Raw genomic sequence first — 16,295 nt, 5'->3', positions numbered from 1 at the left:
AACCCATAACCGACCAAAAAGGGACAGGTTTATTTTGGCAGGTTTTGGACGAGGCGCTTCGCCGTCTTGTCGCGAGCTGCCATAATGGACCTGTCCCTTTTGTATTCGCGTCGTCACATTTTGGCCGATGACGACCAAGGGGGGCCTGCTTTTTATTGATTATGTCGAAGGGCTTTCCATGAGCGACTGCGAATCCATGCCTGCCGAGGTGCGCGACCGCCTGCGCTCCATTCCCGCCGTGCACGAGCTGCTGGCCGAGTGGCCGGTCATGAAGGCTGCCGGCGATGCGGGCGACACGTTGGTGCGCGAGGCGATTGACGCCGAGCTCGATGCCGAGCGCGCGGCGATTCGCTCTGGCGCCCCCGCTAGGAATAAGCGCGAGCTCGCCTTGGCTATCGAGCGGCGGTGCCACCGCCTGTCGCTGCCGACCCTGCGCCCTGCCGTTAACGCGACGGGCGTTGTGATTCACACCAACCTGGGCCGCGCTCCGCTCGCGCCCGCGGCGGTGCGGGCGGTGACCGATGTCGCTCGCGGCTACAGCACGCTTGAGTATGACGTCTCAACCTGCGCTCGCGGGGGCCGCAAAGAGCATGCCGCGCGTCTGCTGCGCACGCTCACGGGGGCGCAGGACGCCCTGGTCGTCAACAATAACGCCGCGGCGGTGCTGCTGGTGCTTGCCGCGCATGCGTGCGGCAAAGAGGTCATCGTGAGTCGCGGCGAGCTGGTCGAGGTGGGCGGCAGCTTCCGCATTCCCGATATCATGGCGGCTTCGGGTGCCAAGCTTGTCGAGGTGGGCTCCACCAACCGCACGCATCTGGATGATTACCGAAGCGCCATTACGCCCAATACGGCGATGATCTTGAAAGTTCATCCTTCTAACTACCGTATCGAGGGTTTCCACGAGGAGGTTTCCGCGGCGGAGCTTTCCGCGCTGGCGCATGAGCACGGGCTGTTACTGTACGAGGACCAGGGCTCGGGCGCTTTGCTTACAGATGAGGTGCTCGTCGATGCTGGGGAGAAGCCCACGTCCGCCTCGCTTTGCGCCGGCGTTGACTTCGTCTCGTGCTCGGGCGACAAGCTGCTCGGCGCCTCGCAAGCGGGCATTATTCTCGGTAGCGCCCAGGTAATCGCCGCCTGTGCCTCGCATCCGCTTATGCGCGCGCTTCGCCCCGGCAAGCTCACGCTCGCGGCGCTCGAGGCCACTTTGCGCCTGTATGTGACCGGATCCGATACAGCGCATCGGGAGATCCCGGTGCTCAACATGCTTTCCGGCGCGCCGGCTCCGCTCGAGCGTCAGGCCAAGCGCCTGCATGACCGCATGCTGCGCAAGCTTCGCGAGTCTCAGTGTGAGGAGGCGGTGGAGCTGCAGGTTGTCGAGGGCGTGTCTGCTCCGGGCGGCGGTTCGCTGCCGACCGTCGAGCTCCCAACTTTTTGCGTTGCCGTCTGTCCCGTCGATGGGCGCCTATCCGCCGATGGCCTAAAGCGCGCTATGGTACAGGAGCCCGATACGCCGGTTGTGACGCGCGTGCGGCACGACCAGGTGCTTTTTGACGTTCGCACGCTTTTGCGCGACACCGACCTTGACCTGTGTGCGTCTGCGTTGGCGGATGCCGTGCGGGCAGGTTTGCGTCGATGACCGCGCGCGAGCTTGTCGAATGTCCCGTTGTCGTTGGAACAGCAGGACACGTCGACCACGGAAAGTCGGCCCTTATCGAGGCGCTGACCGGCAAAAATCCCGACCGTCTGGAGGTCGAACGGCGCCGAGGCATGACCACTGAGCTCGGCTTTGGCGAGCTCGAGCTTCCCAGCGGCAAGCTTGTCGGCTTGGTCGACGTACCCGGGCATGCGCACTATCTGCGCGCCATGGTGCAGGGCGCCACCGGCGTGGACGTTGCGTTGCTGGCGGTTTCGGCCGTTGAGGGCGTGATGCCGCAGACCCGCGAGCACGTTCGGATTCTGGAGCTGTTGGGTGTGAGGCACCTCGTGGTGGCGCTCACGATGCGCGATCTGGCCGATGACGAGACGGCGGAGCTCGCCGAGCTCGACGTGATGGACTTCCTCAGCGATACCGTCTTTGCCGATGCGCCCGTGGTGCCTGTTTCCTCGCGCACGGGCGTGGGCATCGAGGACGTTCGCCTTGCCCTCGATGCCGCCATCGACTCTTTCCTGGCCGATACCGCATCCCGCCCGGTGCGCCCCGGTCTGGCCCCGCGCCTGCCCATCGACCGCTGCTTCACCATCAAGGGATCCGGGACGGTCGTCACGGGCACGCTTCACGATGCCCCCGTAGCGGTGGGCGACGAGCTCGTCTCATGTCCCGCGGGCGTGCGCTGCCGCGTGCGCGCGATTCAGGTGCATGGTGATACTCCTCGGGCGTTGCCCGGACAGCGCGCGGCGCTCAACATCGTGGGCGACGGTGCGGGCGACCTTCCGCGTGGCGAGGTCCTCTGCGGGTCTGGTGCCGAGGGCTTGACGCTCAGACTCATCGCCCGCTTCACGTATCTGGGGCGCGAGGGCACCAAGCCCGCGCCCTTCGAGTCCGGTACGCGCGTTCATGTGATGGCGGGTACGGCGGAGGTCCTTGGCCGTGTCATGCTCATGGAGGGTGAGGGACCCATTGAGGCTGGCGAGACCCGCATCGTGCAGGTCCGTCTGGAGGAGCGCCTTCCCGTGCGATCAGGCGACGGCCTCATTGTGCTCGCGTTCTCGCCGGTGGTGCTTATCGGCGGCGGTCGTGTTCTTCTTTCGCGGTGCCGCCGCTCGCGCGTCCTCTCCGCGGGCGAGTGCGCGCTGCTCGGGGCCCTGGATGCCGACGACCGCGCCGCCGCCGTTGCCGCATGGTTGGGGCTGCAGCGCCTGCCTGTGCCTGCCGCGGCCGCAGCCCGTGCTCTCGATCTTTCGGGTGCCGAGGCGGCTGCGCTCCTGCACGGGGCGGTTTCCTCGGGTGACGCCGTGGCGCTTCATGCCGAGCGCTCGACCGAGGAGCTCTATGCCGCCCCCGCTGTGCTCGATGCCGCCCTCGCCACGCTCTCCGTCACGTTGGCCGCCATGCACGGGGCCGCGCCCAAGCAGACGGGTTTCACGCCGGGCGAGGTCGCGCATGCCGCCTGGCCGACAGCGGGCGAAGACATTGCGTCCGCGCTCGTTCTCGAGGGCTGTGCGCGCGGCGTGTGCACCGTCGACGGTGCCGAGGTGTTCGACCCGCACTCTGCCGCTGCGGCGATACGTGTGGTGCGCGAGGCGAGCCAGCGCATCGTGGCCGCCCTCGACGAGGCGGGTCTCGGTGCGGCGACACTGCCCGAGGTGGGTGAGCGTCTGCAGCTCGATCGCGACACCATGACGCGTGCCCTGCGCGAGCTTTCGCTCAACCGCGCGATCGTTAAGATCGAACGCGACGTTGCCTTGTCTGCCGCCGCCGAGGCCCATGCACGTGAGGTCGTCGCCGCGGCTATCGAGGCTGCTGGCGGCGTTGCCACGACGAGTGTGCTGCGCGAGGCCTTAGGCGTGTCGCGCAAACGAGCCATTAGCATCTTGGAGCACCTGGATGCGGTGCGTTTTACGACGCTCAACAAGGAGGCCGGCGGTCTCAGATCCCTGCGCTAGGGCTCCGAATCGCCGCTCGCCACAAAACCGGCCTATCTACTACGTTTAAGTGACTACCCTCGACCATTTCAAAAACCGCAAAAACAAAACCGCAGGTAGATGACTTGCCGATGTTACGAAAAAGTGGGTATGGTTTACCCTTGCTGGTTAAACGTAGTAGATGGGCCGTTTTCGTGGCGCGACACTGCGCGTTTGGTAAAATACCGCCACGTTTGGGAACGGATGGGCTCCGGTGGGCCCCGCGGTCCTCAAAACCGTTGTGAGGCGTGCAAAACGTCTTGGATGTGTTCGATTCACATACGTTCCCGCCAACGCATCCTGCCAACCGCCACAAAGGTGCCTGTCCTCTTTGTGGTGGTATGGACCACGTGGACGAAACAGCTTCGAAACACGCAATTTGTACGTCAGCTGTTCAAAAACGCTTCTACCTGCATCGTAATCAAAATGAAACATCCGCCCGCGGTCTTATTCGTAACTTTGCCGCAACAGTGCGATATTATCCATACTCGATAAAGCTCACGGCGCATGGGGCGCCGCGAACGACACCTTTCTTTTCCATCAATTGGAGGAAGCATGAGCTACACGCAGAAAGTTCTCGACGAGCTCAAGGCCCGCTATCCCGAGCAGCCTGAGTTCATCCAGGCCGCGACCGAGATCCTCGGCACCATCCAGCCGGCGCTCGACGCCCATCCCGAGTACGAGGAGGCCGCCCTGCTTGAGCGCCTCGTCGAGCCCGAGCGCATCGTTATGTTCCGTGTCCCCTGGGTCGATGACCAGGGCAAGGTCCAGGTCAACCGCGGCTATCGTGTCGAGTTCAACTCTGCCATTGGACCCTACAAGGGCGGTCTGCGCTTTAACCCGACGGTCACCCTGGGTATGCTCAAGTTCCTGGGCTTGGAGCAGATCCTCAAGAACAGCCTGACCACCCTTCCCATGGGCGGCGGCAAGGGCGGCTCTGACTTTGACCCCAAGGGCAAGTCCAACAACGAGATCATGCACTTCTGCCAGTCCTTCATGACCGAGCTCTATCGCCATATTGGCCCCAATACCGACGTTCCCGCCGGCGACCTGGGCGTTGGCGGCCGCGAGGTTGCCTACATGTTCGGTCAGTACAAGCGCCTGACCAACGAGTGGACCGGCGTCCTTACCGGCAAGGGCCTCTCCTTTGGCGGCTCGCTCGCCCGTACCGAGGCCACCGGCTACGGTCTGGTCTACTTTGTGGACGAGTACCTCAAGAGCCGCGGCGAGTCCTTCGAGGGCAAGAACGTCGTCGTTCACGGCTCCGGTAACGTCGCCATCTACGCGGTCCAGAAGGTCGCCCAGCTCGGCGGCAAGGTGCTGGCCTGCTCCGACACCCACGGCTGGGTCGAGGACCCCGACGGCATCGACTACACCGTGCTCGAGCATGTCTATAACAAGAAGCGCTCTGGCCACGACAAGGGCGTCACGCTCGCTATGTACGTCGACGAGAAGCCCAATGCCACGTGGCACGAGGGCGACGGCCGTGGCGTGTGGCAGCTGCCCTGCGACATCGCGCTGCCCTGCGCTCGCGAGAACACGCTGCTGCTCGAGGATGCCCAGGCGCTCGTCGCCAACGGCTGCAAGGTGGTCGGCGAGGGCGCGAACATGCCCACGACCATCGAGGCCACGACCTACTTCCAGGAGAACGGCGTCGCCTTTATGCCCGGTAAGGCTGCCAACGCCGGTGGCGTGCTCGTGTCCGGGCTGGAGATGAGCCAGAATGCCGAGCACCTGTCCTGGACCTTCGAGGAGGTCGACGGCAAGCTCGAGCAGCTCATGCGCGGCATGTTCCACAACGTGGACGACACCGCCAAGGAGTATGGCCAGGAGGGCAACTTTGTCATGGGCGCCAACATCGCCGGCTTCCTGAAGGTCGCCGACGCCATGCTCGCCCAGGGCGTCTGCTAAATCTTCGCTCGACATAGCGTCGTAGAAGGCTCCCAGCCATCTTGGCTGGGAGCCTTCTCTATCCCGGAGGACTCCTCATAACTTGCGGTGGAATACGGATTGTTTTGCGTTCCAGAACGGCTAATCAGTCCGTATATCACCGCAAGTTATGGATGGGTGGGTGGATTTTGTCCTAAAACGGTGTGCGGCCCCTCGTTTGGTACACTTAAAAGTACTGGACAAGTGAAGAGATGGGGGAGAACGTGCTCAAGTTCGGTACCTACGTCCGTGTTGGAAACGCGGCCGAAGCCTATGAGCTCTTACAGAAGAACCGCAATAACAAGATTGTGGGCGGTGGCATTTGGATGCGCCTGGGTTCGCGTCGCGTCGCGACGGCGATTGACCTTTCGGCCTGCGGACTCGATCAGATCGAGGAGACCGAGACCGAGTTTCGCATCGGTGCCATGTGCACCCTGCGCCAGCTCGAGCGCCATGCCGAGCTCAACGCGCTCGTCAACAACGTATTTGAGTTCGCCGTTCACGACATCGTGGGCGTGCAGCTTCGCAATACCGCCACGGTGGGTGGCAGCATCTACGGCCGCTTTGGTTTTTCGGACGTGCTCTCCGCCTTCCTCGCTCTCGATTCCTATGTTGAGCTGACGGGCGCCGGCCGCGTGCCGCTCGCCGAGTTTGTGAACATGGGCTATGTGCGCGACGTGATCGAGCGCGTCGTGGTCGTTAAGCACGATTACCGCGCGAGCTACGAGGCCGTGCGCAAGGCCGCGACCGACTTCCCCTCCCTAAACGTTACCGCCGCCTGGTGGGATAACAGCTGGCATGTCACCGTGGGTGCCCGCCCGCTGCGTGCGACCCTGCTGCAGGGCGAGGCATGCGGCCTCGAGAGCGAACAGCCTTCCGAGGACGAGCTGCGCGCCCTGGCCGCGTCCGTGCGCGCGCTGAGCTATGGCACCAACATGTGGGGCTCGGCCGAGTACCGACGCCGCATCTCGGCCCCGCTGGCGATTCAGGCCGTGCGCCGCGCCGCCGGCATCGAGCTTTCGGCCGCGCTCGCCCGCGAGCTCGAGGGCGTGCAGATTCCCAAGCACGCCACGGACGAGTACTCTTGCCGCCGCGTGCCCGGCGTCGATTCTAGCGAGGTGCGCTAATGGCTGCCAAACTCATCGATCTTTCCTTTACGCTCAACGGCCGCAAGGTCAAGGTTCAGATTGCCCCCGATACCATGCTCTTTGCGCTGCTGCGCGAGCAGGGTTGCGCGTCGGTGCGCTGCGCCTGCGAGACCACCAACTGCGGCCTGTGCACGGTGTGGCTCGACGGCGACCCGGTGCTGAGCTGCTCGGTTCCCGCCGCGCGCGTCGAGGGCCGCTCCGTCACCACGCTCGAGGGCCTCAAGGCCGAGTCCGAGGCGCTCGCCCGCGCGATGGCTGCCGAAGGCGCCGAGCAGTGCGGTTTTTGCGCCCCCGGCCTCATCATGAACGTGCTGGCGCTCGCCCGCGCCGCCAAGGAGGACCCGACGCTCGTCGCCACGCGCGAGGAGCTCTCGCGCCAGCTCGCCGGCAATCTTTGCCGCTGCAGCGGCTACGAGAGCCAGCTGCGCGCCATCGTGCGCTTTCTCAACGAGTCCGGCGTGCAGGTGGGCTTTGAGATGCCCGAGCTGCCGGTCAACGACACCAGCTGCGACGGCGTCTCCTACAAGCAAATCACCCACAAACAGCCCAAGAAGGACTCGAAGGCCCTGCTCGAGGGCCGTCCGGTCTACACGGGCGACCTGGTGCCCGCCGGCGCCCTGATCGTCAAGCTCAAGCGCAGCCCGTATGCCCGCGCCAAGATCCGCTCCATCGACACGTCGCGCGCCCTGAAGGTGCCCGGCGTGGTGGGCGTCTATACCTACGAGGACGTGCCCAAGCGTCGCTTTACCATCGCCGGTCAGAGCTATCCGCAGCCGAGTCCCTACGACCGTCTGATCCTCGAGAACCTCGTGCGCTACCAAAACGAAGAGGTGGCGATCGTCGCCGCCGAGACCGAGGAGGCCGCCGATAAGGCGCTCAAGCTCATCAAGGTCGACTACGAGGTGCTCGAGCCCCTGCTCGACTTTACCCAGGCGCTCGATAACGACATCGTGGTCCACCCCGAGGGCGACGTGACCTTCATGTTCCCGCAGGGCGGCGACGTTCCCCGTAACCTGGTGTGCAGCGGTACCAGCGACTTTGGCGACCTGGACGAGGCCTTTGCCCAGAGCGACATCGTCTTTGAGCGCACCTACACCAGCCAGGCCACGCAGACCGCGCCCATGGAGACCTTCCGCGCCTTCGCGACGACCGACGCGTTCGGCCGCATCTCGGTGACCTCCTCCACGCAGGTGCCCTTCCACGTGCGCCGCATGGTCGCGCAGTCGCTCGACATTCCGCAGTCGCAGGTGCAGGTTATCAAGCCGCGCATCGGCGGCGGCTTTGGCTCCAAGCAGACGGGCTGCTGTGAGATCTTCGTGGCGTTCGTGACACAGCAGACCGGTCGTCCGAGCTACTGCTGCTACACCCGCGAGGAGACCATCACCGCGGGCAACTCGCGCCATCAGATGCAGATGACCGTTAAGCTGGGCGCCATGAACGACGGCACCATCACGGCCATCGACCTGCATACGCTGTCCAACGCCGGCGCGTACGGCGAGCACGCCACCACGACCATCGGCCTTTCGGGCCACAAGAGCCTGCCCATCTACAACCATGTGAAGGCGAGCCGCTTTAGGTGGGACGCCGTCTACACCAACACCAACCGCGGCGGCGCGTATCGCGGCTACGGTGCTACCCAGGGCCAGTTTGCCGTGGAGAGCGCCGTCAACGAGCTCGCCGACATGCTGCACATGGACCCTGCCGACCTGCGCCTTAAGAACATCGTGCGCGAGGGCGAGGTCATGCCGCAGTACTACAACGAGAAGCTCAACGCCTGCGCGCTCGACCGCTGCCTGCTGCGTGCGATGGACATGATCGGCTGGCGCGACAAGCCGCTGGCCGTGGACCTGGGCGACCGCGTGCGCGCCCTGGGCTGCGCGCTCACCATGCAGGGCTCGGGCATCTCCAACGTGGACATCGCCGGCATCGACATGCGCCTGGAAGAGGACGGCTTTATTACGCTTTCGACCGGCGCCACCGATAACGGCATGGGCGTCGATACGATTCTGGCGCAGATTGCCGCCGAGGAGCTGGGCGTTGAGAGCTCGCTGATCGTGGTGCGCGGCGTGGACACCGACGTGTCGCCGTTCGACGCCGGCTCGTACGCGAGCTCGGGCACGTACGTGACGGGCCTGGCAGCCAAGAACGCCGCGACCGAGCTGCGCGAGAAGATCTGCGCCAAGGCCGCCCAGATGTGGGACGTGGACGCCGCCGATGTGGTCTTTGATGGCCAGTACGTGCGCCTGTCCGACGAGCGCGCCGCGCGCGAGCAGAACCGCTACCTCACGCTGCGCGACTTTGCCAACCTGTGCGTCAAGAACATCGCGGGCGGCGACGCGCTCACCTCGCATGCCTCTGCCTGCCTGCCCGTTTCGCCTCCGCCGTTTATGGCCGGCATTGCCGAGGTCGAGGTCGACAAGGCCACCGGCAAGGTGACTGTGGTGGACTACGCGGCGGCTGTGGACTGCGGCACCGTGATCAACGAGGCACTCGCGCGCGTCCAGGCCGAGGGCGGCATTGCCCAGGGCATCGGCCACGCGCTCTACGAGATCGTCGAGCACGACGACCGCGGCCGCCTGCGCACCGGCAACTTTATGAGCTACAAGCTGCCCACGCGCCTGGACATCGGCAGTATTCGCGTGGCCTTTGAGCCGAGCTACGAGCCGACGGGCCCGTTTGGCGCTAAGTCGATCGGCGAGGTCGTCATTAACACGCCGCTCGCCGCCGTGGCCTCGGCCGTGGCACACGCCACCGGCCACCAGGTGCGCTCGCTGCCGATCACGCCCGAGAAGGCCCTGCTGGGGGAGTAGCGGGTCGGCGAACAAGTCGTAATGGGCGGGGCGGGGCAACTCGCCCCGCCTTTCGCACTCGTGGTGAGGTCGTGAGCCTGTAAAACGTGTGCGTGCGCTTGTCGTTCGTATCTGCTATCATTCCTAGTCTGTGCGCTCATGCGGGCGTGGCGGAATTGGTAGACGCGCCAGATTTAGGTTCTGGTGGGATTCCCGTGAAGGTTCGAGTCCTTTCGCCCGCACCAACGCATCTGCGTCGGCTTCGGCCGTCGCGACTCTTTGTTGCATAAAGGTACCAGCACCTCAGATAAGCTGGGCAGTATGAGGAGGAACGTGTTGAACATCACCGCTTCTGACGTCAAGGACGCCAAGCTCACCGCTACGGTCACCATCCCGGCCGCCGACGTCGACGCCGCGATCAAGAAGGCCTACAAGGACACCGCCAAGAAGTACCGCTTCCCGGGCTTCCGTGCCGGCAAGGCTCCCCGTCCGGTCATCGATTCCGCTCTTGGCGCCGAGGCTACCCTCGCTCAGGCCACCAACGACCTGATCGCCGCCAACGAGCCCGCCGTCCTCAACGAGCTGGACATCGTCCCCACCAAGAGCGGTGACTACAAGGAGCTCGACCTCGCCAAGGATCACGAGGACTACACCTACACCGTCGAGTTCTCCCTGCGTCCCGCCGCTGAGCTCTCCTCCTTCGACGCTGTCGAGATCGAGATGCCCCCTGCGGAGGTCACCGAGTCCGAGATCAACAACCAGGTCGAGATGCTCCTCAACTACCGTGCCACCTTCGAGGACGTCGAGGGCCGCGCTGTCGAGTCCGAGGACTACGTTACCGTCGACCTCAAGGCCGTCGAGAACGCCGACAACTTTGCTGCCGAGGGCCGTATGCTCATCGCCGGTAGCGACAGCAACCCCGCCGAGTTCAACGAGGCTCTGATCGGCGCCAACGTTGACGACGTCAAGTCCGTCACCTGGACCGACGAGGCCGAGGAGGGCGAGGAGGCCGAGACCCACACCGTCGAGGTCACCGTCAAGGGCATCAAGGTCCGCAACACCCCCGAGCTCACCGACGAGCTCGTCAAGTCTGACTTTGGCTTCGACAGCATCGACGCTATGCGCGACGCCATCAAGCTCGAGATCGAGCAGGACAAGGCTTCCCGCCTCCCGGCCGAGAAGGAGAACCGTTGCGTCTCCGCTCTCGCCGAGCGCCTGCAGCTCGAGGAGATGGACGCCGACTACGAGCAGTCCGTCTTTGAGGAGCTTGGCCAGAACTTCCTGTCCAACCTCGCTGCCCGCGGCATGACGCTGGACACCTGGCTGCCCGCTTCCGGCCTGACCATGGAGCAGTTCATCGGCGACCTGCACAAGCAGGCCAACGACGTTGCCCGTGAGTCCCTGGCCCTCGACGCCCTCGCCCGCGAGCTCAAGATCGAGGTCACCGAGGACGACATTAACGCCGAGTTCGAGAAGGCCGGCGTCAAGGACGTCGAGGCTTCCAAGGCCGAGTTCATCGCCGACGGCCGCATGCCTGCCGTCCGCGAGTCCATCCGTCGCTCCAAGGCCGTCGATCACCTGGTCGAGAACGCCAAGGTGACTGAGGTCGACGAGACCGCCAAGGACGCCGAGTAATTCTCGCCACCTTGCACGCGAGCGCATGTATGTGCCCGTGATGGGGTAAAGTTATAAGCCGGTTATCCGGTTGCTTCGTACGGTGCCAGCCAATGCATAGCATGCGGGCACCGTACGTTTGTCTAGAGCCACTATTGGTCCGTAAGAGAAATGGAGATGCGTATGATCGCTAAGTTCGATTCCGCCCTCGTGCCATACGTTATCGAGCAGACGCCGCGCGGCGAGCGCAGCTACGATATCTATTCGCGCCTGCTCAACGACCGCATCATCTTCTTGGGCGAGGAGATCAACTCCGTCAGCGCCAACCTGGTCGTTGCCCAGCTGCTGCATCTTGAGAGCCAGGATGCCGAGAAGGATATCTCGCTCTACATCAATTCGCCCGGTGGCGAGGTTTACTCTGGCCTGGCGATTCTTGACACCATGAACTTCATCAAGCCGCAGGTCTCCACCATCTGCGTCGGTATGGCCGCGTCTATGGCTGCCGTGCTGCTTTCGGCCGGCGCCAAGGGCAAGCGCTTCTGCCTGCCGCACTCCAAGGTCATGATTCACCAGCCCAGCGGCGGTGCCCAGGGTCAGCAGACCGAGATCGAGATCGTGGCCGAGGAGATCAAGAAGACCCGCCGCGAGCTCAACCAGATCCTGTCCGATGCCTCGGGCCAGCCGCTCGAGAAGGTCCAGGCCGACACCGAGCGCGACAACTACCTGACCGCTGCCGAGGCCCTCGACTACGGCCTGATCGACCGTATCGTCACCTCGCGCGATCTCGCCGCGAAGGACGCCTAGGATGGCAGGAAACATGCAGGACAACTTTGACGAGAATGGCAACCCCATCCGCTGCTCCTTCTGCGGAAAAGAGCAGGGGCAGGTTCGCCGCCTTGTAAAGGGTCCGACCAACATCTTTATCTGCGACGAGTGCGTTGCCGCCTGCTCCGAGATCCTTGAGGAGTCGCTGGCTTCGGACTTTATGGACGCTGCCCGCAACGGCAAGCTGCCGGGCTTCCTCAACGACCACGGCCAGGCTGCATCCCAGCCCGCCGCGGACCCCGAGACCGAGGGTTTTGAGCTCGAGGACGATCGCCAGGTCATCACGCACGTGCCGACGCCGCACGAGATCTATGACGAGCTTTCGGCCTATGTTATGGGTCAGGAGGACGCCAAGCGCGCCATGTCGGTGGCCGTGTACAACCACTATCGCCGCGTGATTGAGGGCGGCGCTGCGGTGTCTGCCTTTGATGACGACATGGGCTCGCAGTTCGATGACGATATGGACGAGGTAGAGCTCGCCAAGTCCAACATCCTGCTGCTCGGTCCCACCGGTACCGGCAAGACGCTGCTGGCCCAGACGCTCGCGCGCATCCTCGAGGTGCCGTTTGCCATCGCCGATGCCACCGCGCTCACCGAGGCTGGTTACGTTGGCGAGGATGTGGAGAACATCCTGCTCAAGCTCATCAACGCCGCCGATGGCGATATTGAGCGCGCACAGGTTGGCATCATCTACGTTGACGAGATCGACAAGATTGCCCGCAAGGCCGAGAACCTCTCCATTACCCGCGATGTTTCGGGCGAGGGTGTTCAGCAGGCGCTGCTTAAGATTCTTGAGGGCACGGTGGCCAGCGTTCCGCCCACCGGCGGCCGCAAGCATCCCCAGCAGGAGCTGCTGCAGATCGACACGACCAACATCCTGTTCATCTGCGGCGGTGCCTTTGTGGGTCTGGACAAGATCATCGCTGACCGCGTGGGCAACAAGGGCGTTGGTTTTAACTCCGAGATCGCCGGCCCCACCTCGGTCGACGAGAACGACCTGCTGCGCCAGGTGCTCCCGCAGGATCTTAATGCCTTTGGCATGATTCCCGAGTTCGTGGGCCGTACGCCCGTCGTCACCCAGACGCAGGCGCTCGACGAGGACGATTTGGTGTCGATCCTGACCGAGCCCAAGAACGCCGTGGTGCGTCAGTACCGCAAGATGTTCCAGCTCGAGGATGTCGATCTTGAGTTTGAGGACGCCGCCCTGCACGAGATTGCCCGCATGGCGCTTGCCCGCAAGACCGGCGCCCGCGGCCTGCGCGCCATCTGCGAAGATGTGCTGCAGCAGACGATGTTCGACCTTCCCAGCGAGGAGGGCGTCGCCAAGGTCGTCGTAACCGAAGCCTCCGTAAAGGGCGAAGAACAGCCCCAACGCATCTACGGCTAAACCAGCCAAAAACGTGCTTGCAAATAGCCTCCGACCACCCGCGGTCGGAGGCTATTTTATATATACGCAATAACCCCAACTACCTGTGTTATTCTGTGTGTTTGTTTAAGCCAAAGCGAAGTCAATTCAGACTGAAGTAATCGATACCTAAGGCGCGTCCGCCTGCTTGGTTTTCGTAGATTCCGCACGAGCCGAAGAGCACTTAATGTGCTCTTCGTGCGAGCCAGGACCTGACCGAGCGAAAACCAAGCAGGCGGACACGCCGGCGGGACAGGGAGAGATATATGGAAGAGATGCCCAAGAACTACGATCCGTCGACCAACGAGCCGGCGATCCTGCAGAAGTGGCTCGACGGCGGCTACTACAAGCGCCGCGAGGGCGTGGGCGACTGCACCGTCACCATTCCGCCTCCCAACGTGACCGGCAAGCTCCACATGGGTCACGCCACCGACGACTCCATCCAGGACGCCATCATCCGTATGGCCCGCATGCGCGGCAAGTCCACGCGCTGGGTGCTCGGCACCGACCACGCCGGTATCGCTACGCAGACCAAGGTCGACAAGAAGCTCAAGAGCGAGGGTATCAGCCGCCTGGAGATCGGTCGCGACAAGTTTGTCGACGCTTGCTGGGATTGGACCCACGAGTACGGCGGCATCATCGTCGAGCAGATCAAGCGCATGGGCTGCTCCGTCGACTTCGACAACGAGCGCTTCACCATGGACGAGGATTACGCCCAGGCTGTGCGTAAGGTCTTCTGCGACTGGTACCATGACGGCCTGATCTACCGTGGCAAGCGCATCGTCAACTGGTGCCCCAACTGCACCACCGCCATCTCGGACGACGAGGCCGAGTATAAGGACGAGAAGGGCCACCTGTGGCACCTGCGCTACCCGCTGACCGAGCCGGTCAATGGCCAGGACTACATCGTCGTCGCCACCACGCGCCCCGAGACCATGCTCGGCGACACGGGCGTTGCCGTCTCCCCGAAGGACCCCGAGAAGGCCGCCTTTGTGGGCAAGACCGTCATGCTGCCGATCGTCAACCGCGAGATTCCCATCTTTGAGGATTGGCATGTCGACGCCAACTTTGGCTCCGGCTTCGTCAAGGTCACCCCGGCCCACGACCCCAACGACTACGCCATGGGTCAGGCCCACGACCTGCCGCAGATTAACATTTTCGATGAGCACGCGGTAGTTGTTGAGGGCTACGGCGAGTTCACCGGCATGAACCGCGACGAGTGCCGCGAGGCCGTCATCAAGTGGTTCGACGAGCACGGCCTGCTCGACCACGTCGAAGAGCTCGATCACTCCGTCATGCACTGCTACCGTTGCGACTCCGCACTGGAGCCGTGGCTGTCCGAGCAGTGGTTCGTGGCCGTCGATAAGCTCAAGGGGCCGGCGCTCGACGCCGTCAACTCCGGCAAGGTCACCTTCCACCCCGCGCGCTGGACGCAGACCTACACCACCTGGATGGAGAACCTCAAGGACTGGTGCATCAGCCGCCAGCTGTGGTGGGGCCACCGCATCCCCGTGTTCTACTGCGAGGACTGCGGCTGGGAGGACGCCCTCACCGAGGACACCGACGTGTGCCCCAAGTGCGGCGGTCATCACGTGCATCAGGACGAGAACGTGCTGGACACCTGGTTCAGCTCGCAGCTGTGGACCTTCGCCACGCAGGGCTGGCCGCAAAAGCCGGAGCTGCTCGAGGGGCATCACCCCACGACGGCGCTGGTCACCGCGCGCGACATCATCGCGCTGTGGGTCGCCCGCATGGTCATGAGCTCGCTGTACTTCCTGGACGAGGTGCCGTTTAAGGACGTCGTCATCTACCCGACGATCCTTGCCAAGGACGGCAGCCGCATGTCCAAGTCCAAGGGCAACGGCGTTGACCCCATGGACCTCATCGGTATGTACGGTGCTGACGCCATGCGTTACAACCTGCTCACGCTGTGCACTAACAACCAGGACGTCAAGTTCGACGCGAACATCGATAAGAAGACCAAGAAGCTCATCGACAGCCCGCGCACCGAGCAGGCCAAGAGCTTTGTGACCAAGATCTGGAACGCCAGCCGCTTCCTGCTTATGAACATGGAGGGCTACACGCCCGGCGAGCCCGTCGTTGAGACGCCGGCCGACGCCTGGATGTTCAGCCGCCTGGCCAAGGCCGTGAAGATGGTCACCGAGGGTATCGAGCAGTACACCTTTGGCGACATGGCGCGCGGCGTGCAGCAGTTCTTCTGGAACGAGGTCTGTGACTGGTACGTCGAGGTCACCAAGGCTCGCCTGAAGGGCGAGGGCCGTCTGCAGGCGCAGCGCAACCTGATCTTTGTGCTTGACACGTCCATTCGCCTGATGCACCCGCTCATGCCGTTCGTGACCGAGGAGATCTGGGACAACATGCCGGCGAGCGTGCTCGATCTGGACGCCGAGGGCAACGTGGACCGCGCCGAGGCGCTCATGATCGCCAAGTGGCCCGAGCCCGCCGACTACGCCAAGTATGTTGACGAGGACGCCGAGCGCGCGTTTGAGCTGTGCCGTACCGTCGTGTCTGCCGCCCGCGCCACGCGTTCGCGTTATCGCTTGAGCCCCAAGGCCGAGCTCGACGTGGTCGTGCGCGCCGGTGCCGAGGACATCGAGAAGCTCGAGAGCCTGCGTTCGACCATCGAGCCGCTGGCGAACACCGCTTCGCTGGTCATGGGTACCGACGTCGAGAAGCCGGCTGCGAGCATCGCCGTGGTCGACAGCGGTGTCGAGGTCTTTGTGGTGCTCGAGGGCAAGGTTGATCTTTCGGCCGAGAAGGCGCGCCTGGAGAAGGAGATCGCCGCTGCGCAGAAGGAGCTCGCCGGCTGCGAGAAGACCCTTGCTAACGAGGGCTTTGTTGCCAAGGCCGCGCCTGCGGTGGTCCAGAAGAAGAGGGACCGTGCAGCTGAGCTCAAGGAGATCCTGGTGGCGCTGACTGCTCAGGTTGCTGACTTCTCGTAGG

General features: G+C 63.8%; 9 protein-coding genes and 2 tRNA genes. All 11 read left to right on the top strand.

The window, feature by feature from the left end; genetic code table 11:
- Positions 1-178: 178 nt before the first annotated feature.
- The 11 genes from selA (at position 179) to DWV58_RS04470 (ending at position 16,294) form a co-directional block, all read left to right on the top strand.
- The gene (gene selA, locus DWV58_RS04515) at positions 179-1,636 is read left to right on the top strand and encodes an L-seryl-tRNA(Sec) selenium transferase (RefSeq protein WP_158564518.1); all 1,458 of its coding nucleotides are present in this window, start codon (positions 179-181) and stop codon (positions 1,634-1,636) included.
- A complete protein-coding gene (gene selB, locus DWV58_RS04510; protein ID WP_117776328.1) occupies positions 1,633-3,603 on the top strand; it encodes a selenocysteine-specific translation elongation factor in 1,971 nt (656 codons plus the stop codon). Before selA ends, selB begins: the two co-directional genes overlap by 4 nt.
- A 214-nt stretch (positions 3,604-3,817) precedes the next feature.
- Positions 3,818-3,914: transfer RNA gene (locus tag DWV58_RS09845), tRNA-Sec, on the top strand.
- A 262-nt stretch (positions 3,915-4,176) separates the two neighbouring features.
- On the top strand, positions 4,177-5,532 hold the full coding sequence (gdhA, locus tag DWV58_RS04505; RefSeq protein ID WP_117776327.1) for an NADP-specific glutamate dehydrogenase: 1,356 nt from the start codon (positions 4,177-4,179) through the stop codon (positions 5,530-5,532).
- 242 nt (positions 5,533-5,774) lie between these two features.
- The gene (locus DWV58_RS04500) at positions 5,775-6,677 is read left to right on the top strand and encodes a xanthine dehydrogenase family protein subunit M (RefSeq protein WP_199585988.1); all 903 of its coding nucleotides are present in this window, start codon (positions 5,775-5,777) and stop codon (positions 6,675-6,677) included.
- Positions 6,677-9,508: a molybdopterin cofactor-binding domain-containing protein gene (locus tag DWV58_RS04495; RefSeq protein ID WP_117776325.1), complete on the top strand. Its 2,832-nt coding sequence runs from the start codon at positions 6,677-6,679 to the stop codon at positions 9,506-9,508. The genes DWV58_RS04500 and DWV58_RS04495 overlap by 1 nt, the downstream gene beginning before the upstream one ends.
- 140 nt (positions 9,509-9,648) lie before the next feature.
- Positions 9,649-9,732: transfer RNA gene (locus DWV58_RS04490), tRNA-Leu, on the top strand.
- 88 nt (positions 9,733-9,820) lie between these two features.
- Complete coding sequence (gene tig / locus DWV58_RS04485) at positions 9,821-11,122, top strand: trigger factor (protein ID WP_233540505.1); 1,302 nt, start codon at positions 9,821-9,823, stop codon at positions 11,120-11,122.
- A gap of 162 nt (positions 11,123-11,284) precedes the next feature.
- Positions 11,285-11,905 (top strand): ATP-dependent Clp protease proteolytic subunit, encoded by a 621-nt coding sequence (locus DWV58_RS04480; protein ID WP_117776323.1) that lies wholly within the window; start codon positions 11,285-11,287, stop codon positions 11,903-11,905.
- A gap of 1 nt (position 11,906) precedes the next feature.
- A complete protein-coding gene (gene clpX, locus DWV58_RS04475) occupies positions 11,907-13,313 on the top strand; it encodes an ATP-dependent Clp protease ATP-binding subunit ClpX (protein ID WP_117776322.1) in 1,407 nt (468 codons plus the stop codon).
- 284 nt (positions 13,314-13,597) lie between these two features.
- Positions 13,598-16,294, top strand: a complete 2,697-nt coding sequence (locus tag DWV58_RS04470; protein ID WP_117776321.1) for a valine--tRNA ligase — start codon at positions 13,598-13,600, stop codon at positions 16,292-16,294.
- The last annotated feature ends 1 nt before the right edge of the window (position 16,295 follow it).

The organism is Collinsella sp. AF11-11 (assembly GCF_003465485.1).
In the GTDB taxonomy this organism is placed as follows: Bacteria; Actinomycetota; Coriobacteriia; order Coriobacteriales; family Coriobacteriaceae; genus Collinsella.
Note: the sequence above shows the minus strand (reverse complement) of the source record. Positions and strands in the feature narration are given on the sequence as shown.